Below are 18,860 nucleotides of genomic sequence, written 5' to 3'. Positions count from 1 at the left end.
GGATGCGCTCCTCCGTGGAGATGTAGGAGAACAGGGGGCCGGTCCTCTCCTGTTGGCCGCGCATCTGCTCAGTGCCGTTACTCCATTCTCTCGCGGCTGGCCAGGTTTTTCATCAGTCTCCTAGGGCCCTACCAGGGCAGCTCCTGGCCATTGGCGTGCCAGAACGTGCCGCTCGTCTCCAGGGTCAGGGCATCCATGCGGGCCAGCAGGCCGTGGACCGACTCCTCGGTGCTGATGCCCTGGTCGCTGAAGCCCGTCATGCGGGTGCGCACCAGGCCGGGATGGAGCAGGGCCACGGCGATGCCGCGGGGCCGCAGGTCGATGGCCAGTGACTTGCCGGCCATGCACAGCGCCACCTTCGACATCCGGTAGCCGTAGGCGCCGCCGGAGCTGTTGTCCTCGATCGAGCCCATGCGGCTGGTCATCAGGATCACCTTGGCGCCGGCGGGGAGATGGCCCAGCAGGGCCTGGGTGAGCCGCAGGGGGGCGACAGCGTTCACCTCGAACTGGCGCCGCAGGCTGTCGACGTCGAGGTCGTCGAGGCTGGTGCGCTCCAGCAGCCCGGCATTGAGGATCAACCCGTCGATGGCCAGCGGGCCGAGCCGTTCCACCAGAGCGGCGATGGCGGCCTCCTCGGTGAGGTCGACCCCCGCCTCGAGGCGTACCCCGAGGGCCTCCAGCTCCGGTGACGGCGTGCGGCAGACCGCCACCACCGTGTCCCCCCTGGCCTGGAGTTGGCGGCAGTATTCCAGGCCGATGCCGCGGTTGGCGCCGGTGATCAGATAGGTGGCCATCGGGGACGGGCTCGCTGTTGCCTGGATCGTATGGGGCTCAACCCTCCTCCCAGCGGAATCCCTGGTCGTCCCAGGCCCTGGGATCCTCGATCGGCTCAAGGTGGGTGAGCACATCGCTGCGGGGCAGGGCGATGGCGATCTCCTGCTCCAGCCTGTCGCAGAGGTCATGGCCGGCCTGCACCGTCCATTGCCCAGGCACCAGCACATGGAAAGCCACGAAGCGGCGTGATCCGGCCACCCGGGTGCGCAGGGCGTGGAAGCGGATGCCCCCGGTTTCATGGGAGGCCAGCAGCGCCTCCAGCCGCTCCTGCTCGTCGATGGGAAGCGAGCGGTCGAGCAGGCCGGAGGCCGTTTCCCGCAGCAGATGCCAGCCAGTGAGGGTGATGTTGAGCGCCACGGCGATGGCGATCAGCGGGTCGAGCATCGTGACGCCGGTGAGCTTCACCAGACCGATGCCCACCAGCACCCCGCAGGAGGTCCAGACGTCCGTGAACAGATGGTGGGCATCGGCCCGCAGGGTGATCGAGTGGAAGTGGCGGGAGGCCCGCAGCAGCACCCAGGCCACCAGGCCGTTGAGCACCGTGGCCACCAGGGAGAGGGCCATGCCCAACCCCAGTTGCTCCAGCGGCTCTGGGTGGTGCAGGCGGCCCACAGCCGAATAGATGATCGCCAGGGCGGCCAGCACGATCAGCACACTCTCCAGGCCGCTCGAGAAGTACTCGGCCTTGAAATGGCCGTAGTGGTGGGTGCGGTCGGCGGGCTTGGCGGCCAGGCTGAGGGCCCAGAAGGCCCCCAGGGCCGCCACCAGATTCACCCCGGATTCCATCGCATCCGACAGCAGGCCCACCGAGCCGGTGAGCCGCCAGGCGGCCGTCTTCAGCACGATGGTGGCCACTGCCGCCGCCACCGAGAGAAGGATGTAGGAGCGGGGCGACGCGAAGGGCATGGGATCGGACTGGGCGGCAGGGGGAGGACGCCGCGCGGCCATGCTCGCCCAGCCTGGCCACGGCGCCGCGGTCCGTCCCCTTCAGGGGCGGCGGTCGGCCACCAGCAGCAGGCCCCCCATGATCGAGAGGTTCTTCAACAGCGCGCCCCGCTCCTGGGGGTCGGCCACATCGTTGTGGAACAGCAGGGTGGTGGGCACCAGGAACAGCAGCAGCAGGATCGCCCCGAGCCGCACCCGGACGCCGCTGATCACCAGCACCGAACCCACGGCCATCAGGACCACGGCCGCCCCCAGCAGCACCGGCGCCAGCGGGATGCCCCGGCCGGCGATCATGCCGGCCACGCCGGAGAAGCCCGTCAGCTTGCCGATCACCGCGTGGAGAAATACCAGGCACAGCAGCACCCGGGCGATGCCATCAAGGAGGGAGGGTCGGGACCCGGTGGAGGACGTCATGGCTTGCCGTGCGGATGAGGGAGAGTCTGCTGGGGTTCCCATCGGCCTGACGAGCCAACGGGCCCCGGCCTGACGACTGGCAATCTGGATCGAGCCTTTGCTGTTTCCTGCGTTCATGGCCGCCGGCCCCGCCACCGCTGTGCTCGCGCTGCGGGGCATCCGCGTCAGTGGCCGCGACCGGCCCCGGCTGGAGGACGTCGACCTGAGCCTGGCTCCCGGTGAGCGGGTGGCGCTGCTGGGGGCCAGCGGCGCCGGCAAGAGCACCCTGCTGGCAGTGGCCAACGGCCTGCTCTCGCCGGCGGCGGGCACGGTGCTGTGGGAGGGCCAGCCCCCCGCCCGCTCCCGCCGCGGCCGGCGCCGCCAGCAGGCCCGCATCGGCACCCTCTGGCAGGACCTGCGCCTGATCGAGGAGCTGACCGTGCAGCAGAACCTCAACGCCGCCCGGCTGGCCCGCTGGGGCTGGCCCCGGGCCCTGCTCAACCTGCTGTTGCCCCTGGACACCGAGGCCTGCGCAGCTGCCCTTCGGGCGATGGATCTGGATCCGGCCCTGCTGGAGCAGCCGGTGACGGCCCTCTCCGGCGGCCAGCGCCAGCGGGTGGCGATGGCCCGGTTGCTGCGCCAGGAGCCCACCCTGCTGCTGGCTGATGAACCCCTGGCCAGCCTCGATCCGCGGCTGGCCGCCGAGCTGCTGGCCCTGCTGCTGGCCCAGGCTGTGGCCCCCCGGGCCCTGCTGCTGAGCCTGCACCGCCCCGACCTCCTCGACGGTTTCGATCGGGCCGTGGGCCTCAAGGACGGCCGGGTGCTGTTCGACGGGCCGGCGGCCCGGGTGAACGCGGCCCTGCTGGCGGACCTCTACGGGGGCACCCCACCCGGCGTGACAGCTTGAAACCGGCGTCGCCGCTGCTGATGCTGCTGCCGGCCCTGGTGCTGGTGCCCCTGGCCGTCCTGCTGCCACCACTGGTGCACGGCGGCGGCTGGGAGCTGATCGGCGACTTTGCGCTGGCGGCAGTGACGCCGTCGTTGGATCCGGTGGTACTCGCTTCGCTGCTGAAGGGGCTCGGGGTGACGGCTGGCATGGCCCTGCTGGGCTGGGCCGGCAGCCTGGTGCTGGGCCTGGTGCTGGGGGCGTGCAGCTCCCGCACCGTTTGGCGCACCCTGACGGGCAGCGGGGTGCCGGCGGAGCTGATCCGCCGGCTGCTGGCCCTGCCCCGGGCGATCCATGAACTGATCTGGGGCTTGCTGCTGCTCCAGTTGGTGGGGCTGCAGCCGGCGGTGGCGGTGCTGGCGATCGCCCTGCCCTTCGGGGCCCTGGTGGCGCGGGTGCTGTCCGACCTGCTCGATGCCCTGCCCACCGCCAACCTGGAGGCCCTGCGGGCGGCGGGCGCCCCGGCACCGGCGGCCTTGCTCACGGCCCTGGGGCCGGCCCTGCTGCCGGGGGTGCTCAGCTACGGCGGCTACCGGCTGGAATGCGCCCTGCGCAGCGCCACCCTGCTGGGGGTGTTCGGCCTCGGGGGCCTGGGCACCGATCTCAAGCTGACCCTGCAGTCGCTCGAGTTCCATGAACTCTGGAGCGGCCTGTGGCTGCTGCTGGCCGTGATGCTGGCCCTGGAGGCGGTCATCAGCCTGCTGCGGCGGCGCTGGCTGGTGCCCGGTCGCTTCGTGCTGGCCCGGCGGGGTGTGGGCGAACGCAGCCGCGAGATGCTGCTGACCCTGGCGGCTCTGCTGCCCCTGTGTGTTCTGGTGGGCCGCGGCCTGGGGGTGGATCCGGCGGCCCTGCTCCACTGGCAGCTTCTGCCCGGCCTGGGTGGCGGCGACTGGGTGGCCACTTTTGCCCTGCCCTGGCCCCGGTTGGTGGGGGGCACCCTGCTGCTCACCGGCCTGGCGGCCAGCCTCGCGGTGGGCCTGGCGCCGCTGCTGCTGTTGCTGGTGGCGCCCGTCGGCTGGGCCCGGCAGGGGCTGCGGCTGCTGTGGGCCCTGGGGCGCCTCTGGCCGCCGCCCTTGAGCGCCCTGCTGCTGTTGTTCGTGCTCGAGCCGGGGGTGATCACCGCCGCCCTGGCCCTGGGCTTCCACAATCTGGGGGTGCTGGGCCGGTTGCTGCTGGAGAGCGCCGAGTCCACCGATCCCGCCGCCGAGGAGGCCCTGGCCTGCGGCGGCAGCGGGCCCCGGCTGGCCCTGCTCTACGGCCGCTTCAGCGCCCTGGCTCGCCCCTACCTGGCCTACGGCGCCTACCGGGCCGATGTGATCCTGCGGGAATCGGTGGTGGTGGGACTGGTGGGGGCGACCGGGCTGGGCAGCCAGCTGCTGGAGAGCCTGAGCTCCTTCGCCTGGGACCAGCTGCTGGCCTTGGTGGCGGTGTATGCCCTGCTCACCCTGGTCGGCGAGGACCTCAGCGACCGGGCGCGGCGCCGCTGGCTGGCAGCCCTCTGATCAGCTCCGGGCGGCCAGCTCCAGGCCATCGGCCAGGGGGATGTCCTCCCGCTGGAAACGGGCCACCAGGCGCCGCTGCAGCTCGCGGGAGCAGGCCCACTGCTCGCCGGCCACGGTGGTGAGCAGCACGCTCACGGTGATGCCCAGGGGGCCCGTGGCGCTGACGCCCCGCAGCAGGGGGGCCGCCAGCAACCGGGGTCCCCAGGCGGTGTCTGTGTGGAAGAGGGCGAGCTCCTCGGCCATCACCGCCAGGGCGTGGTCGATGTCGGTGCAGCGGTGGGACACCAGCAGCTTCACCACCTCGCCGGAGCGCAGCTTGGTGTGATTCACCACCCGGTCGAAGGAGCTGTTCTGGATCACGGCCACCCGGTGGTCGAGGCAGCGCAGCTGGGTGCTGAGCACCCCCACATCCACCACGTCGCCCTCGAGGCCGCCGATCTCCACCCAGTCGCCAATCGCATAGCGATCTTCCAGCAGCACCGCCAGGCCGGCGGCAAAATCGCGCAGCAGTCCCTGGAACACCAGGGCCAGGCCACCCAGCAGGGCGCCGCCAGCCAGCAGCAGGGAGGAGGAGGCGGCGCGGATGCCGGGAATGTCGATCAGGATCCAGCCGCCGGCCACGATCACGCAGGCCAGATCGATGAGGCGGTGGCTCACCCGCAGCAGGCTGCGGTGCCGCTGCTCCCGCCGTGCCTGCTCCTCCACCGGCACCCTGGCGCTGTCGGCCCACTGGTGCAGCAGAAACGTGGCCAGGGAGCGCACCAGCAGGGCGAGAAGCCCCACGATCAGGACCTTGAGGAAGGAGTGAACCGGCTGCAGCAGCAACTGCAGGCCCAGGGGCACCTTGCCGGGCATCACCATCACCCCCAGGGCCAGCATGACCATCAACTCCAGCAGCACCGCCAGCAGCAGCAGCAGCCCGAAGGCCTGATGGAGTTGGAGGCGGTGTTCCAGGGCCCGATCCGGCGTGGGGCGGCGGCGGCCCAGGAGCCTGGCGCGGCGGTGACGGTTGTGGCGCCAAAGACAGAGGGTGCCGACGGTGAGCAGGGCCAGCGCCAGTTCCAGCGTCAAGGTGAACTGCAAGCGGCGGCGCAGATCGGCCGGCTGCATCACCCGGCGGGCATGGCGCAGGCGGCTCTGCAGCCGCTGCTGCCATCGTTCCCCCAGGGCCAAGGCGCTGATGCCATTGAGGCTGGCGTCGGCACGGGTGATCGTCAGTAGCGGCAGGGGTTCGGACCGTTCCGGCACCCTGGCTTCCAGCACCACATCCCCACCGGGCAGCTGCCGGCGCTGGACCACCAACTGCTCGGGGGCGCTGCCCGTGACCGGCTGGAGCGGCGGCTGCTCACAGGCCCCCTCGTTTCCGCCCAGCACCCGGAGCAGGATCCATTCGGCGATCTGTTCACTCTCGCTGCAGAGATGCTGGGGGTCGTAGAGAAGGCGCAGGTTGCCTTCGATCACCTCGGCGCGGCGCTGGGCGTTGGGGGCATCGTCCTGCTGGCCGACCACAGGAGAGGCCACGGTGAGGGCGGGAACGCCAAGGATGCGAACTTTGGCCAGCTCGAAACTGCCGGCGGCCACCGTGGCGTTTTGGTCGCCCGGGGCTGCCGGAGCCTCGCTGCCCCCGGCACCACTCCCGCCTGGGGCGGCCGCCAACGCTGGCGGCAGCAGCGAAAGAGCGATCGCCATCAGCAGGGCGAAGCCCCCCAGCCACCAGGAACGGGCTGCTCCACTCCGCCACGAACCAGCCATCAAGGCGCCTGATCGGCAGACTCGCTGAGCCGTGGCAACAGCTGTACCAGATTGCAGGGGCGGGTGGTGGCGTCGAGCTGGGCGCGGATCAACCGGTCCCAGGCGGTGCAGACCGCATCGAGGGAGCCGGGCAGGACGAACACCACCGTGCCGTTGGCGACTCCGGCCAGGGCGCGACTCTGCAGGGTGCTGGTGCCGATCGTCTCAAAGGACAGCACCCGGAACAGCTCGCCGAAGCCCTCGATGGTCTTGTCGAGCAGGGGCGCCACCGCCTCGGGGGTGCCGTCGCGGCCGGTGAGGCCGGTGCCGCCGGAGCTGATCACCACCTGCACGGCGGCATCGGCGATCCAGCGGCTCAGTTCGGCGCGAATGCGGTAACGGTCGTCGGGCACCAGGCTGCGCTCCAGCAGCCGGTGGCCGGCCGCCTCTAGCCGCTGTTGCAGGGCATCGCCCGAGGGGTCGTCGCTGAGGCTGCGGCTGTCGGAGACCGTGAGCAGGGCGATGGAGAGGCTCAAGTCCGGCGAGAGGCAGTCTCAACCATTCTGCTCAGGCCGCCACCGCCTCGATCACCGTGACCGGTGAGGGGGTGGGATGCAGGGCGGCCAGGCGCAGGCCGGCACGCTGCAGCAAGTGCCCGTAGGCGTCGGGCGTGCGTTCGCGGCCGCCTTCGGTCATCACGAGCATGTTGAGATCGAGCAGCTTGCCGGGGGCCGGAGCGTTGCCGGGGGGGATCACCTGCTCGAGGATCAGCACCCGTCCGCCGGGGGCGAGACCGGCGCGAATGTGGCCCAGGATTGTCAGGCAGGCGTCGTCACCCCAGTCGTGGAGGATGTGCTTCAGCAGGTAGGTGTCGCCGCCGGCGGGCACGGCGGTGAAGAAGTCGCCGGCGGCTACCGCGAAGCGTCCCGCCAGCGCCGGCGGAACCGCCACCGGCGCCACCACCGCGGGCTGATCGAAGAGGGTGCCGCGCAGGTGGCCGTGCTGATGCAGCACCGCCTGAAGCAGCTGGCCGCGCCCGCCGCCCACGTCGACCAGGTGCGTGGCACGGCTGAAGTCCCAGGTCGCCAGCAGGCCCTCGGTCTCGACCCGGGAGAAGTCGGTCATGGCGCCGTTGAAAATGGCGCCGCGTTCGGGGTTATGCCCATACCAATCGAAGACAGGTTCGCCGAAGCGATGGCGGAAGGCGCTCTCGCCGCTGCGGACGCTGTGGAGCAGGTCGGCCCAGGCGTCGTAGTGCTCGCCGCCGAGCATGCGCATGAACTGGCGCTGGGAGCCGGGGTGGTCGCTGCGCAGCAGCTCCGCCAAGGGGGTGAGCACGAAGCGGCGCGGATCGGTCTCGGCGAACAGGCCCAGGCTGGCCAGGCCCCGCAGCAGCCGGAACAGGGACTCGCCATCGGCGCCGCAGCGGCCGGCGAGCTCCTCGGCCGTCAGGCCCTGGGGGCTGGCGACGGCCAGATGGTCGGCGATCGCCAGCTCGGCGGCCACGTGCAGCATCTGGGTGATCCAGTTGCCGCAGGCGAGCTGGAGGAACCGACTGGTGAGATCCGCGTTCGGGTCCATGGGAGCGGGGCTGGCGTGAGCTGTTCTACAGCGTGATCTCGGCCCCGCGGTAGGGCCGCCATTCCCCTTCGGCCTTCTCCGCCACCAGCGGCGTGAGCGTGAGCTTCAGGGGAGTGCCGGCCGCCACATCGACCCGCAGGGCGGAGTAGGCACGCCGCAGGCCGGAGCCCCGGCCGCTGCGGCCGAGGAACAGGCGCGAGCGGGCCACGACACGCTCGGCGCCCCGGGGACCCTCCAGCAGCTCGGGCCCTTCCCGGCGCTGGCGGCGCAGGCTGTAGCCGCTGCCGCCGCAGATCGCCCAGGGGATGCGGGCGTCGCCGTGGCCGGTGTCGCCGACGTCGAGCAGCTCCAGGCAATGGGCATGGCCGCTGAAGGCCAGATCGAGCAGGGGCCGGCCGGCCGGCAGATCGCCGAGGGCGGCGGCCACCCGATCCAGGACGCGGCGCAGCTGGGTCCGCACGGCCAGGGTCTGGCCCTGGTCCCACTTGCTGGTTTCGGTGACGTAGGGGGGGTGGTGCAGCACCAGCAGCCGGCCCCGCACCGCGGGGTTGCGCCAGGAGGCGATCAGGGCGTCGGCGAACCAGTTGAGCTGGGCCTCATCCACCGCCCTGGGGCCGCCCGTGAGCTGCTTGTCGATGTCACGGATCTGTTCATCGAGCTGCTCGGCCTTGGTGGCCCGATCGTCGCGGGCGTCCTCGTCGCCGTCGACGGGGCCGAGGGACAGCAGCAGGGCGGCCCGCTCGGCGTCGAGCCGCTGGCGACGCTCGCGCAGGTCCCTGTCGTCGGCGCCGGCCGGCAGGGGCTGGTTGAAGGTGTTGGAGTCGAGGGCGAACACGTCGACGCCGGCCCAGCGAACGGTGTAGTGGCGGTGGGGCAGACGGGTGAACTGGCCGGGGCGGTAGAGCAGGCAGCGAGCCCCGTCGACCGTGGCGGTGCGGGTGCGGGCGAGGTGCTCGCCCAAGTCCGCCTCGGGTATGGCATTGAGCACATCGAGGAAGGCGCGGGCCCAGGCCTGGCCCACGTAGGAGCCGTGCCAACCCACATCGAGATGGATCCAGGAGCGCAGCAACTGCCGCGGCGCCGCCGTCAGGCCGGCCAGCAACCCCAGGGGCAGCGGCAGGTCGTAGTAGTCGTGGTTGCCGAGCACCGGCAGGAACGGCACCCGGAAGACAAGCCGGTCGTAGCGCAGCCGGGGCCAGTCCTCACCGCCCACGATCCACTCGCGGTAGGGACGGATGAAGTTGTCCGGGTACTGCTCGCTGGAGCCCACCTGGTAGACGACATCACCGGTGTGCAGCAGGAAGCGGGCATCGCTGCCGTGGGCAAGCAACTGCTCGGCCACCCGCCGCTGGGGGGTGTCGCGGCGGTGCAGGCCGGTGCCGCTGTCCCCCAGCACCAGGAAGGAGAAGGCCTCCGGTGCGCCTGGATCGCCCTCGAGCGCCAGTCGGCAGGGATCGATGCCGCGGCTGGAGAACTCGGGATGGCCCCAGCGCACCCGGTCGGCCATGCGGCCGACTTTGGTGGCGATGCCCGCCTCGGAGGCGAGATTCACGGTGTCTGGAGTGGCGCGAACACCGTCAGGGCGCCGGGCAGGCAGGTGAAGGTCACGGTGTCGGCTTCGAGCATTTCGCCGTCGATCACCAGCCGCTGGGGTGGGTCGGTGGTGATCGTGATGTGGCTGGCCCGCAAACACAGAAGATCCGGGTGGTTGGTTGGTGACTGCACCACGGCGGAGGTGAGCAGGGAGGCGAGGGCGTTGAGGCCCTGCAGGCGGGTGCTGGGCGAGGCGATCGTGACCTCCAGCAGGCCGTCGTCGGGGATCACCCGCCCGAAACCCTGGGCCAGGACCGAGGTGGCGGGGGCCACGTTGGCCACGGTGATGGCGGCGGCCTGCACGTCGGTGACGGTGCCGTCGATCTCGACGCGGGCCTGGAAGGGCTGCTGGGCCACCAGTTGCTGGGCGCCGGCGAGCACGTAGGCGAGCGGACCGAGCATCGTTTTGAGCTCGCGGGTGGCCCGATCCACCATCCCGGCCTCAAAGCCGACCCCGGCCAGCAGGGTCATCGGCAGGCCGTTGCAGCGGGCGGCGTCCACCACGTGGGTGTGGCCGGCCAGGATCGTCTCGCAGGCGCCCACCAGGTCGGTGGGGATGTCGAGTGCCGCCGCGAAGGCGTTGGCGGTGCCGCGGGGAATCACGCCGAGGGGAATGCCGGTGCCGGCCACCGCCCCCGCCACGGCCGAGACGGTGCCATCGCCACCGCAGGCCACGATCATCACGTTGCCGATCTCACCGGCTGGCCGGGCCTGGAGCAGTTCGACGAGCTCGCGGCACTGGTCGCCCGGATCGGTGCTGGCACTGGTGAGCAGCACCGTCACCAGCAGCTGGGGTTCGAGGATCGAGCGGATCAGGGCCAGATCGGCGTTGGCATCCCCCTGGCCGGCGACGGGATTGAACAGCAGGTAGGCCGAGCGGCCGTGGGCCAGGCCGCGCAGGGCCAGCTCGGCGGTGGCGGCGTTGAGGACCAGGGGCACCGCGGCCAGATCGCAGGCGCGGATCAGCAGCCGGCCGTCGGGCGGTGAGGCCGCGGGCGCCTCCGGATCAAGGAAGGCGATCACCGCCGCCACCTCACCAGCCAGCACGCGGGCGGCCACCTGGATATCGCCCCCTTCGGAGAGCGCCTCCAGTGCCGTCACCGGCAGCTGGGCGGTGCGGGGGTCGCTGCGCAGCCGCCCGGCCAGTTCGGCGGTGGCGAGCAGCGGAAAACCGGCGACGGCCAGGGCCTGTCGGTCGAGCCAGTCGAGCAGCGCCTCAAGGCGTGACTCACTCGCCAGCAGCACCAGGGTATGGACCATCGGCCATGAGGTTAGGCGGGCGTCGTCGCGGCCCGCCCAGGGCTTCCGACTGATGGATCGCTATCGGGAGGAGCTGAAGGTGCGGCACTACGCCCGGCGCACCATCTTCACCTACGCCCATTGGGTGCGTCGCTTTCTGCGCTTTCACGGGATGCGGCATCCCAGGGAAATGGGCAAGCAGGAGATCAATGCCTTCCTGTCGCATCTGGCCACAGTGGGGCAAGTGAGTGCCTCCACGCAGAACCAGGCGCTATCCGCCCTGCTCTTTCTCAACAGGCAGCCCAAGCGGTTGCCGGTGGTGTTCACGGTGGCGGAGACGAGGGAGGTGCTGCAACGGCTCCAGGGAACCGAACAGCTTGTGGCGCAGATGCTGTATGGCAGCGGACTGCGGCTGATGGAAGCGCTCCGGCTCCGGCTCCGGGTCCAGGATTTGGATCTCCAAGCCCGGCAACTGATCGTCCGCAGCGGCAAAGGCGACAAGGACCGGGTCACCGTGTGCCCAGCCAGCCTGATGGAGCCTTTGCAGAAGCATCTGCTGGTGGTACGGCAGATCCACCAAGCCGACCTGGCGGCAGGCCGGGGGAGGGTGGTGCTACCGAAGGCATTGGGAAGGAAGTACCCGAACGCCGCCTCGGAATGGGGGTGGCAGTGGGTCTTCCCACAAGCGCACCGTTGGCGTGACGCCAGGACCCGAACGGAAGGCCGGCACCACATTGACCCGTCCGTGATCCAGAAGGCGGTGAAGCGGGCAATCCTGCGGGCCGGAATCAACAAACCTGCCAGCTGCCACACCTTTCGCCACTCCTTTGCAACTCATCCACTGGAGCGCGGCCAGGACATTCGCACCATCCAGGAACTGCTTGGCCACAGCGACGTGAAGATATACGCATGTGCTGAATCGCGGCCCTTGCGGGGTGATGAGTCCGGCAGACCTTCGGTAGCGAACCGAACCTCTGGATCTCGGACCCGCCCATGTCTCCGTCACCCAAGAGCGAGGGTAGGGAAAAGCCTTACGCTGGAGGGGGGGCAAGGCATGATCATGGTCTCAAAGGCTTCTTATGCCGCCGGAGCACCTTGCGCAGGATGGATACCGGATCCGTCGAAATACTGTTAGGCATCGAATAGGCGTCCATCAGAACTCCAGGAGACATGTATGAGTGCCGCGAGCGGTGGCGACCGGAAACCCTTAATCGTTAGGCCGGATCAAGGCCGCAAGTACGATATGGGCAGAATGCGAGCGATCTTCTTTGCAGACGGAGAGGAAACCGCTTCGAGGTACTCGATTTCGGAGTGGTGGCTTGAGCCTCGAACTCGGGGGCCGGGCGCCCACGCCCATGCCGACGACCACATCTTCTACGTGCTCGCAGGCACCCTCAACCTAGTTGTTGATGGCAAGCAAACTGACGCTCAGCGTGGAAGCTACGTCCTGATCCCAGGCGGAGTGCCGCATGACTTCGAGAATCACGGAAAGGACGAATGCGGGTTCATTAGCATCAACGTGCCGGCCGGCTTTGAGCAGATGATGCCGCACTTGGTGAAGTGGTTCGGAGAGAATCCATTGCATAGTGTTGACGATGCTTAACCAACCGTTGAGCGGACGCCTCCGCGCTGCGCGCTCCGGCGCCGCTCAACGGCGCGTTAGCCAGACGCAGAACCCACCGATGCGATGAAGCGGGAACCTCAGATCGTGGAATGATGAGCGAGGCTTCGGTTTCATCGAACCAGCCCAGGGTGGCAAGGATGTCTTCGTTCACATCAAGGCCTTTCCAACTGGTACCGGTCGCCCGATGATCGGGTAAGTCTTCACCTTTGAAACCGAACTAGGTCCAAACGGAAAGGAGCGTGCACTCTCAGACCAGTACCTTGCCCGCAACCGATCGCCCAAGACTTCTCTATTGGTGATCCCGGCCTTCGCCTCAGTCTCTTGATGTTCCTTGCATAGGCGGTCGATGAGTCGGCTGCTATCCACGGACGCTGGCGCACGCCGGAGATGCCAAGCAAGTGGCGGTCTTTTGATCACTGTGGGGGTAACCATCGCGGGCTTTTTCGCATGGCATCGATGGTTGTCTCGCAATGTTTAGGTATGAAGGCGTGGGCTGGCATCCAGATGCAGAAGGTGGTAGCGGAGCTTGCCTGTGAATCCTTTGCCCTCAGGCTCACTTCTGAACTGGGGTGTTCTGTGGCCGAAGCGGAGATGGTCTGATGCTCTTTCGCAAGGAGTTCCTTGAAGGCATTGAAACTGGAGCCGTAACGCTGGCTTTCAGACGTTGGCGGCGCCCATCCGTCCGTGCGGGTGGAACGTTGTTGACTCCCGTTGGACAACTCAGCATCACGTCTGTCGAGCCATTTCCATTGAACCGGATCTCGGCCGCGGATGCCCACCGAGCGGGTTACGAGTCGAGAGAGGTGCTGTTGGCTGAATTACAACGCCGACCGGAAGGCGAAATCTATCGTATCGAACTTGGGCCTTTGCTTCCAGACCCCCGAATGGCACTGCGCGGCATGTCAACGGCGTCCACTGCGGAGTTCCAAGTTCTTCAGAGCCAGTTGAATCGATTGGATTCACGAGCAACGGAAGGGGCGTGGACGTTCCGTACATTGTCAGCCCTCAGTTCTCATCCGGGAGTTCGCGCAGGGGACGTGTGCGGTCTTGTTGGTCAAGAGAAGGAGCGGTTCAAGCTCAACGTGAGGAGATTGAAGAACCTCGGGCTTACCGAAAGCCTGGGGACGGGTTATCGCTTGTCACCACGAGGAACGGCATTGCTGAGTTTCTTGCGTTCAGAGTCCGGAGGCATAGCCTTATAGCCACCGGTCCATCGCACGGTCTCCGCTGCGCGGCCCGCCGCTGATCTTGAGCGTTGGACAGATCAAAGGGCTTGCCGGCAGTCCTTTCATGTGGCCCAACCTGTGAACGCAAACGGCGTCTGCATTGCGAAGCTTTAGCAGATATGGCGCCATCACGACCTGGATGTCTTCTCGGGTCCAGGCCCTATTCATTGCGAGTCTTCTTGCAAGACGTGTGTCGTTGAGCCCAAGCCCTGGCAAGCTGTTGTAGTGCAGAGCCTTCGATGATCTGAAGGCCAGCCAGTGGCTCGAGAATGTGCTGCTCCGGTTGCCCTGTCGACCGCAACACCTTGGCTCGGTCAGCTTGTGAGCCCAGATGCGACTGCGCGTGGACCTCAGCCCTTGTTAACGTCATACTTCAGATCTGGCTGCTAGCCCGATTCCCTGAACCCCGGTCTTGACCGCCATCAGACCTTCTTCTCCGAGAGCCATGACCAGCGAGACCAAGCACGACAAGATGCGCCGTCTCAGGGGATCGAGCATCTTCGCCACCACCCCCGATAACGTGTTGGCCGCTTTGGCTGATGTCGTGGAGGAGGTGCAGCTTGCTCCCAACCAGCAGCTGTTTGCCAAGGGGGATCCCGGCACCTCGATGTTCGTGATCGTGGCCGGCCTGGTTCGGGTTCACATCGGCGACCAAACTGTGGTTGAACTCACCGATGGCGACATCGTGGGAGAGTTGGCGGCCCTCGACCCAGAGCCCCGCTCAGCCTCAGTGAGCGCCATCGACACGACCACGCTTTACCGGATCGAGCAGTCGATCCTGCAGAGCCTGATGGCGGAACACCCCGAGATCATGCATGGGATCATCAAGGAACTGGCCCACCGCTTGCGCATAACCAACGATCCCTACGGAATCAGTTTCTGAATCTCCTGCAAACCCTCTTTGATAGCATCGCTATGCCGATGGAGGCTAATGCTGGCGTCGGCGCTGCAAGTGCACGCCGAAGTCTCACCCTCGGCCGGGCACTATGGTGATCGGCGATTAACTCCGAGCATGTGGCGGGCCGAGCGTGGGCTGCAGCACCCTGGCTCACTGCATGGAGACCCCTGACGCCATCAATGGGTCATGGATCCCTGTTCGCGGAAGTAGCGCTGAATGGCATCCTCAGCAATCCCAACCTTGGCAGCTTCACAGGCAGATGTCGTGCTGAAGGACTTTCCGGCTTTGTTGAAATTGACGCGACAGCCACCATCAAACTTCACCTGATGGAGGCCCAAAAGCAGTTTGACAATTTCGGGCGGATTACCGGTTGGTGACCCACCGACCGGTGCGGAGCTGACCGCCGCCTTCTTGTAAGGAGCGGTGTCCCAGAACACGAAGATGGACTGTTTGTCTAAGCGGTAAACCTGTCCACGATTGGCTTCCAACATCTCGCGCTTGGCGGGCTCGCCTTGCTCATCAAAGAACGCATTGGGGGGCTGGCGTTGGGCTTGAGCGCATAAGTCTGGCCGCCCTTGAGCCGGATGGTGACGAACCCTTGACGTTGCGAGAACGTGCAGAGCCCCGATGAGGTGGCCTTGTCGTCGCCTGCCGTGAACACATCGCAGCTGGCATCAACGGTGTCGGCCAGAACGGGCGTAGCCACGAGCACCGAAGCGCAGCTGAGCAGAGAAGCGGCAAGCACCTGAAGGATTTTCAATGTCATGCATCGCTGGGACTGGAAGGGTGGTGCAACACCAACGTCTCTTCTCGACCTTGCTTTAGGCGCCCCCGTCCTCCCGCGTTGATTGCCAATGATTCCAGCTCCCACTGTTCATCATTGATCCACCGAAGCCGTTGACGACTCGATCGCCCTGGCTTTCGTCTGTGGCGGCCTTTCGCTTGACTTGTGGATTGGCTTCATTGCCACCGATGACGGTTCGTTGGCGTGACCTTCCTGCTTGGCGCTGTTACGGAAGCAGGCTTTAAGGCTTTCGTCGCGCAGGTTGGCGCCATTGCGAGGGCCTCCCAACCCAGGCACGGATGCTGCGCCACCACGTCATGGCCCAGGAGGATTCAGTTCCCGCCCGGCCTGCACCCAGCCGTCCTGGGTGTTCAAGCCTTCAGAGCTTCCAAGTCTTGCTGGAGCCGATCTTCGCTTCGTGGAGGGCAACGTCAGCGACGTCCTAAGAACGTTGCTGGATGTGGTGACGCGGCACTGGCCGTCAGGGCCCTTCCGTTGGTGCCATGATGCCCATCATGCGATACCCCACGGGTCACAAGCAGGCCGTGCGTGCGCGCATCCTTGAGGCCGCCGCTGAGGAGCTGCGCCGCCAGGGGCTCTCCGGCATCGGCATCCCCGCCCTGATGAAGCGCGCCGGCCTTACCCACGGAGCTTTCTATGCCCATTTCCCCAACCGGGACGCCCTGGTGGCGGAAGCCATCCGCGCGGCGTCCGCCTCCAGTGTTGACGGCCCGCTGGCGGAGTCGCTGCCGCTGGAGCAGACCCTCGCCCTCTATCTCTCCCCCGACCATCTCGCCCACCCTGAGCGGGGCTGCGTGATCGCTGCCCTTGGCGGGGAGGGGGCCCGCCAGCCGGCCCCTGTGCGCCAAGCGTTTGCGGCCGCCGCCCGCGGGCTGCTGGCCCTGATCGATCGCAAGCTGCACCCCCGCCAGCCTTCGCCTGTGCCCAGCGATGGGGCCCTGCGGCTGGTGTCCTCGATGGTGGGGGCGGTGTTGCTGGCCCGCCTGGTGGACGATCCCGTCCTGGCCAGGCGTCTGCTGGACGCGGCGGTTCCGCCGCTCGATTCCGGGGCCGTCGGCTCCGCTCAGGCCCGCGACTGAAGCCTGGCCCTCTCTTTTTTGTCCTATGGCATGACGATCATCATGACTTCCGTCCACGCCCAAACCCAACGTCAGCGACGTTTCCTGGAACGCTATGGACCCTGGGCCGTCGTCACCGGGGCCTCCTCCGGCATCGGCCGCGCCCTGGCCGGCGGTCTGGCTGATGCCGGGCTGAACCTGGTGCTCGTGGCTCGGCACCGCTCCCGGCTCGAGTCCCTCGCCGCGAGCCTCATGGCCCGCCACGGCGTACAGGTGCGCGTCATCGACGTGGATGTGGCACGGGAGGACCATCTCGATTCGATTCGCCTGGTGACGGATCGACTGGATGTGGGATTGCTGGTGGCCTCCGCTGGCTTCGGCAGCTCCGGCCCCTTCCTGGAGGCTGACATCGCCACCGAAACCGAGATGCTGCTGGTGAATGGCCGGGCGGTGCTGCAGGCCTGCCACCACTTCGGCCGCCGTTTCCAGGGGCGCGGCAGCGGCGGCCTGGTGCTGCTCAGCTCGATCGCCGCCTTCCAGGGAATGCCCTATGCGGCCCATTACGCGGCCACCAAGGCCTATGTGCAGAGCCTGGCCGAGGGCCTGCAGGTGGAACTCCAGGGCGACGGCATCGCTGTGCTGGCCGCTGCGCCCGGGCCCACCCACAGCGGTTTCGCGGCCAGGGCCGGGCTGCGTCTGGGGGCGGCCATGGAACCGGAGGCCATCGCCCAGCCGATCCTGGCGGCATTGGGACGACAGGCCACGGTGCTGCCGGGCGTTCTGTCCAAACTTCTGACCTATTCGCTCGTGCCCCTGCCGCGCTGGGCGCGGGTGAGGATCATGGGGAAGGTGATGCAGAGCATGGCAACCCGTTAATGCAGAGCAGCTTGTTCACGCTTGTCCTGCTGCCTGTGGCCTTGGCCACCGTCATGCTGGGGATGGGCCTCAGCCTGGTGGCAGAGGACTTCAAGCGAATCACCCTCTACCCCAGGGCGGTCGCGGTGGGCACGGTCTGCCAGACCCTTCTGTTGCCGTTGTTGGGAGGACTGATCGCCCTGGCGGTGACGATGGAGCCGGCGATGGCCGTCGGTTTGGTGGTTGTGGCGGTTTGCCCTGGTGGGCCTTCTTCCAACCTCATCACCTATCTGGCCCGGGGGGATGTGGCCCTGTCGGTGACACTGACGGCGATCAGCAGCCTCGTCACCGTCTTCACGATTCCGCTGTTCACCAATCTGGCCCTGCGGCAATTCCTGGGGGAAGGGGAGGCGATCGCCCTGCCGCTGGGCACCACCATGCTGCAGATCGTCCTGATCACCCTGCTGCCGACGGCCATCGGGATGGCCATCCGTCACCGTTTTCCCAGGATTGCCCGTCGTCTGGAAAGGCAGATGGGCCGCCTGGCCGCTTTACTCCTGGCGCTGATCATCGTGCTGCTGCTGATTCGGGAGGGCAGCAAGCTGCCAGGATTTCTGGCGCAGGTGGGACTCGCCATCGTGATGCTCAACCTGCTGGCCATGCTGATGGGCTTGTCGGCGGGAAAGCTGTTTCGCCTGCCACGGTCACAACAGGTCTGCATCGCGATTGAGGTGGGGCTTCAGAATGGAACCCTGGCGATTGCCATCACCGCCGGTCTGCTCAACAACCCCGACATGGCCGTGCCTGCGGCGGTCTACAGCCTGTTGATGTATGTGACTGGCTTTGGAGCGATCCTCTACGGCAGGAGAGTGATCCCCATGGCCCCTCTGCCAAAGTGATTGTCGTTCACGGATCGGCCATGGGGCGTCGTCGACCGCTTCTCTGGCCACTGGCCGCCGTTTCCAGCCTCTTGGCAGGGCTCAGCGAAGCTCCCGCCATGGCCCAGCACGCGGGCCATGGCGCTCAGCAGGCGGTGTTTGCCACCAAGGCCGAGGCCGAAGCCGCCGCGAAGCACTTCAACTGCAAGGGGGCCCACAGGATGGGCAATCAGTGGATGCCTTGCGCCAGTCATGGTGAGGCGACGGGCGGGACATCCAGTCCCTCGGCGCCCTGATGCCAGCCCCCCTTCCGCCCGAGCCTTCTCCCGACAGCCCCGCGTCGGGTTGCGGCGGCAAGCCCAAGATTCTCGCCATCGGCATCGCCCCCCTGGGCATCATTTCGATCGGCATTGTTCCGATGGGAGTGATCAGCATCGGGGTCGTGCCGATGGGGGTGCTGAGCCTCGGCGCCGTGGCCATGGGGGTGATCAACGCCTCCGTGGTGGGCATGGGCATCCTGATCGCCGGGGTCAATGTGATGGGTGTGTGGTGGGTCGGAATGGAGGGGATGGGTCCCTACCGCCTGGGTGTTCAGGCCGGCCAGGTTCATCACCACGACCACGGCCAGAAGAACATCTACGCGTACCCGAGCCGGGAGGAGGCCCTCAGCAAGGCGAAGGAACTCGGCTGCGAAGGGGTTCACGCCATGGGCTCCCTCTGGATGCCCTGCAAGGAGCATCCGAGCCCCTGAA

Annotated in this window: 19 protein-coding genes and 2 pseudogenes; 11 read left to right on the top strand and 10 right to left on the bottom strand. The window is 67.7% G+C overall.

The annotated features are described in order from the left end of the window. Positions 1 to 128: 128 nt before the first annotated feature. The 3 genes from KBY95_RS15710 to KBY95_RS15700 all read right to left on the bottom strand — a co-directional run bounded on the left by KBY95_RS15710 (position 129) and on the right by KBY95_RS15700 (position 2,193). Entirely contained in the window at positions 129 to 794 is a 666-nt protein-coding gene (locus KBY95_RS15710) for an SDR family oxidoreductase (RefSeq protein WP_254966232.1), read from the bottom strand. Between the two features lie 37 nt (positions 795 to 831). Beyond that, positions 832 to 1,740, bottom strand: coding sequence for a cation diffusion facilitator family transporter (locus KBY95_RS15705; RefSeq protein ID WP_254966231.1), 909 nt, complete (start codon positions 1,738 to 1,740; stop codon positions 832 to 834). Positions 1,741 to 1,821: 81 nt separating this feature from the next. After that, positions 1,822 to 2,193: a DoxX family protein gene (locus KBY95_RS15700; RefSeq protein WP_254966230.1), complete on the bottom strand. Its 372-nt coding sequence runs from the start codon at positions 2,191 to 2,193 to the stop codon at positions 1,822 to 1,824. Between the two features lie 115 nt (positions 2,194 to 2,308). Here KBY95_RS15700 and KBY95_RS15695 point away from each other — a divergent pair, with 115 nt between their 5' ends. Together KBY95_RS15695 and KBY95_RS15690 are read left to right on the top strand one after the other, a co-directional pair. After that, on the top strand, positions 2,309 to 3,079 hold the full coding sequence (locus tag KBY95_RS15695) for an ATP-binding cassette domain-containing protein (protein ID WP_254966229.1): 771 nt from the start codon (positions 2,309 to 2,311) through the stop codon (positions 3,077 to 3,079). Further along, a complete protein-coding gene (locus KBY95_RS15690) occupies positions 3,076 to 4,620 on the top strand; it encodes an ABC transporter permease (protein ID WP_254966228.1) in 1,545 nt (514 codons plus the stop codon). The genes KBY95_RS15695 and KBY95_RS15690 overlap by 4 nt, the downstream gene beginning before the upstream one ends. Here KBY95_RS15690 and KBY95_RS15685 read toward each other — a convergent pair whose 3' ends face one another. From KBY95_RS15685 to KBY95_RS15665, 5 genes are read right to left on the bottom strand one after another with little or no spacing between them, the layout of a single operon-like run. Further along, positions 4,621 to 6,372 (bottom strand): mechanosensitive ion channel family protein, encoded by a 1,752-nt coding sequence (locus KBY95_RS15685; protein ID WP_254966233.1) that lies wholly within the window; start codon positions 6,370 to 6,372, stop codon positions 4,621 to 4,623. After that, positions 6,372 to 6,887, bottom strand: coding sequence for a molybdenum cofactor biosynthesis protein B (gene moaB / locus KBY95_RS15680; RefSeq protein WP_254966227.1), 516 nt, complete (start codon positions 6,885 to 6,887; stop codon positions 6,372 to 6,374). The genes KBY95_RS15685 and moaB overlap by 1 nt, the downstream gene beginning before the upstream one ends. 31 nt (positions 6,888 to 6,918) lie before the next feature. After that, complete coding sequence (locus KBY95_RS15675) at positions 6,919 to 7,932, bottom strand: acetylserotonin O-methyltransferase (RefSeq protein WP_254966226.1); 1,014 nt, start codon at positions 7,930 to 7,932, stop codon at positions 6,919 to 6,921. Between the two features lie 25 nt (positions 7,933 to 7,957). Continuing rightward, positions 7,958 to 9,484 (bottom strand): metallophosphoesterase, encoded by a 1,527-nt coding sequence (locus KBY95_RS15670; RefSeq protein WP_254966225.1) that lies wholly within the window; start codon positions 9,482 to 9,484, stop codon positions 7,958 to 7,960. Beyond that, the gene (locus KBY95_RS15665; protein ID WP_254966224.1) at positions 9,481 to 10,785 is read right to left on the bottom strand and encodes a diacylglycerol kinase family protein; all 1,305 of its coding nucleotides are present in this window, start codon (positions 10,783 to 10,785) and stop codon (positions 9,481 to 9,483) included. The genes KBY95_RS15670 and KBY95_RS15665 overlap by 4 nt, the downstream gene beginning before the upstream one ends. Before the next feature lie 52 nt (positions 10,786 to 10,837). Between KBY95_RS15665 and KBY95_RS15660 the strand changes: the two are divergent. From KBY95_RS15660 to KBY95_RS15650, 4 genes and pseudogenes are all read left to right on the top strand, one after another. Next, positions 10,838 to 11,726: pseudogene (locus KBY95_RS15660) on the top strand (integron integrase). Positions 11,727 to 11,938: 212 nt separating this feature from the next. Continuing rightward, a complete protein-coding gene (locus tag KBY95_RS15655; protein WP_254966223.1) occupies positions 11,939 to 12,367 on the top strand; it encodes a cupin domain-containing protein in 429 nt (142 codons plus the stop codon). Between the two features lie 103 nt (positions 12,368 to 12,470). Further along, positions 12,471 to 12,584: pseudogene (locus KBY95_RS16565) on the top strand (cold-shock protein); the annotation flags it as partial. Between the two features lie 1,475 nt (positions 12,585 to 14,059). Continuing rightward, positions 14,060 to 14,497 carry a cyclic nucleotide-binding domain-containing protein gene (locus KBY95_RS15650; RefSeq protein WP_254966222.1) on the top strand — a complete coding sequence of 146 codons (438 nt, stop codon included), beginning with the start codon at positions 14,060 to 14,062 and terminating at the stop codon, positions 14,495 to 14,497. Positions 14,498 to 14,688: 191 nt separating this feature from the next. Here KBY95_RS15650 and KBY95_RS15645 read toward each other — a convergent pair whose 3' ends face one another. Together KBY95_RS15645 and KBY95_RS15640 are read right to left on the bottom strand one after the other, a co-directional pair. Beyond that, positions 14,689 to 15,003: a hypothetical protein gene (locus KBY95_RS15645; protein WP_254966221.1), complete on the bottom strand. Its 315-nt coding sequence runs from the start codon at positions 15,001 to 15,003 to the stop codon at positions 14,689 to 14,691. After that, a complete protein-coding gene (locus tag KBY95_RS15640; RefSeq protein ID WP_254966220.1) occupies positions 14,967 to 15,278 on the bottom strand; it encodes a hypothetical protein in 312 nt (103 codons plus the stop codon). The genes KBY95_RS15645 and KBY95_RS15640 overlap by 37 nt, the downstream gene beginning before the upstream one ends. A 533-nt stretch (positions 15,279 to 15,811) precedes the next feature. Between KBY95_RS15640 and KBY95_RS15635 the strand changes: the two genes are divergently transcribed. Genes KBY95_RS15635 through KBY95_RS15615 form a run of 5 tightly spaced genes read left to right on the top strand, consistent with a single transcriptional unit; the run spans position 15,812 to position 18,859 of the window. Next, on the top strand, positions 15,812 to 16,396 hold the full coding sequence (locus KBY95_RS15635; protein ID WP_254966219.1) for a TetR/AcrR family transcriptional regulator: 585 nt from the start codon (positions 15,812 to 15,814) through the stop codon (positions 16,394 to 16,396). Positions 16,397 to 16,438: 42 nt separating this feature from the next. Next, entirely contained in the window at positions 16,439 to 17,251 is an 813-nt protein-coding gene (locus KBY95_RS15630) for an SDR family oxidoreductase (protein ID WP_254966218.1), read from the top strand. Beyond that, positions 17,251 to 18,129, top strand: a complete 879-nt coding sequence (locus KBY95_RS15625) for a bile acid:sodium symporter family protein (RefSeq protein ID WP_254966217.1) — start codon at positions 17,251 to 17,253, stop codon at positions 18,127 to 18,129. Before KBY95_RS15630 ends, KBY95_RS15625 begins: the two co-directional genes overlap by 1 nt. Positions 18,130 to 18,149: 20 nt before the next feature. Beyond that, positions 18,150 to 18,404 carry a hypothetical protein gene (locus tag KBY95_RS15620; protein ID WP_315861412.1) on the top strand — a complete coding sequence of 85 codons (255 nt, stop codon included), beginning with the start codon at positions 18,150 to 18,152 and terminating at the stop codon, positions 18,402 to 18,404. Then, positions 18,404 to 18,859: a hypothetical protein gene (locus tag KBY95_RS15615; protein WP_254966215.1), complete on the top strand. Its 456-nt coding sequence runs from the start codon at positions 18,404 to 18,406 to the stop codon at positions 18,857 to 18,859. The genes KBY95_RS15620 and KBY95_RS15615 overlap by 1 nt, the downstream gene beginning before the upstream one ends. Position 18,860: the final 1 nt, after the last annotated feature.

Origin of the sequence: Cyanobium sp. Aljojuca 7A6 (assembly GCF_024346455.1) — a bacterium.
In the GTDB taxonomy this organism is placed as follows: domain Bacteria; phylum Cyanobacteriota; class Cyanobacteriia; order PCC-6307; family Cyanobiaceae; genus Cyanobium.
Note: the sequence above shows the minus strand (reverse complement) of the source record. Positions and strands in the feature narration are given on the sequence as shown.

Coding starts and splice junctions, on each gene's coding strand:
- KBY95_RS15710 (WP_254966232.1), bottom strand. CDS start 794: ATGGCCACCTATCTGATCACCGGCGCCAACCGCGGCATCGGCCTGGAA.
- KBY95_RS15705 (WP_254966231.1), bottom strand. CDS start 1,740: ATGCCCTTCGCGTCGCCCCGCTCCTACATCCTTCTCTCGGTGGCGGCG.
- KBY95_RS15700 (WP_254966230.1), bottom strand. CDS start 2,193: ATGACGTCCTCCACCGGGTCCCGACCCTCCCTCCTTGATGGCATCGCC.
- KBY95_RS15695 (WP_254966229.1), top strand. CDS start 2,309: ATGGCCGCCGGCCCCGCCACCGCTGTGCTCGCGCTGCGGGGCATCCGC.
- KBY95_RS15685 (WP_254966233.1), bottom strand. CDS start 6,372: ATGGCTGGTTCGTGGCGGAGTGGAGCAGCCCGTTCCTGGTGGCTGGGG.
- KBY95_RS15675 (WP_254966226.1), bottom strand. CDS start 7,932: ATGGACCCGAACGCGGATCTCACCAGTCGGTTCCTCCAGCTCGCCTGC.
- KBY95_RS15665 (WP_254966224.1), bottom strand. CDS start 10,785: ATGGTCCATACCCTGGTGCTGCTGGCGAGTGAGTCACGCCTTGAGGCG.
- KBY95_RS15655 (WP_254966223.1), top strand. CDS start 11,939: ATGAGTGCCGCGAGCGGTGGCGACCGGAAACCCTTAATCGTTAGGCCG.
- KBY95_RS15650 (WP_254966222.1), top strand. CDS start 14,060: ATGACCAGCGAGACCAAGCACGACAAGATGCGCCGTCTCAGGGGATCG.
- KBY95_RS15645 (WP_254966221.1), bottom strand. CDS start 15,003: ATGTTGGAAGCCAATCGTGGACAGGTTTACCGCTTAGACAAACAGTCC.
- KBY95_RS15640 (WP_254966220.1), bottom strand. CDS start 15,278: ATGACATTGAAAATCCTTCAGGTGCTTGCCGCTTCTCTGCTCAGCTGC.
- KBY95_RS15635 (WP_254966219.1), top strand. CDS start 15,812: ATGCGATACCCCACGGGTCACAAGCAGGCCGTGCGTGCGCGCATCCTT.
- KBY95_RS15630 (WP_254966218.1), top strand. CDS start 16,439: ATGACTTCCGTCCACGCCCAAACCCAACGTCAGCGACGTTTCCTGGAA.
- KBY95_RS15625 (WP_254966217.1), top strand. CDS start 17,251: ATGCAGAGCAGCTTGTTCACGCTTGTCCTGCTGCCTGTGGCCTTGGCC.
- KBY95_RS15620 (WP_315861412.1), top strand. CDS start 18,150: ATGGGGCGTCGTCGACCGCTTCTCTGGCCACTGGCCGCCGTTTCCAGC.
- KBY95_RS15615 (WP_254966215.1), top strand. CDS start 18,404: ATGCCAGCCCCCCTTCCGCCCGAGCCTTCTCCCGACAGCCCCGCGTCG.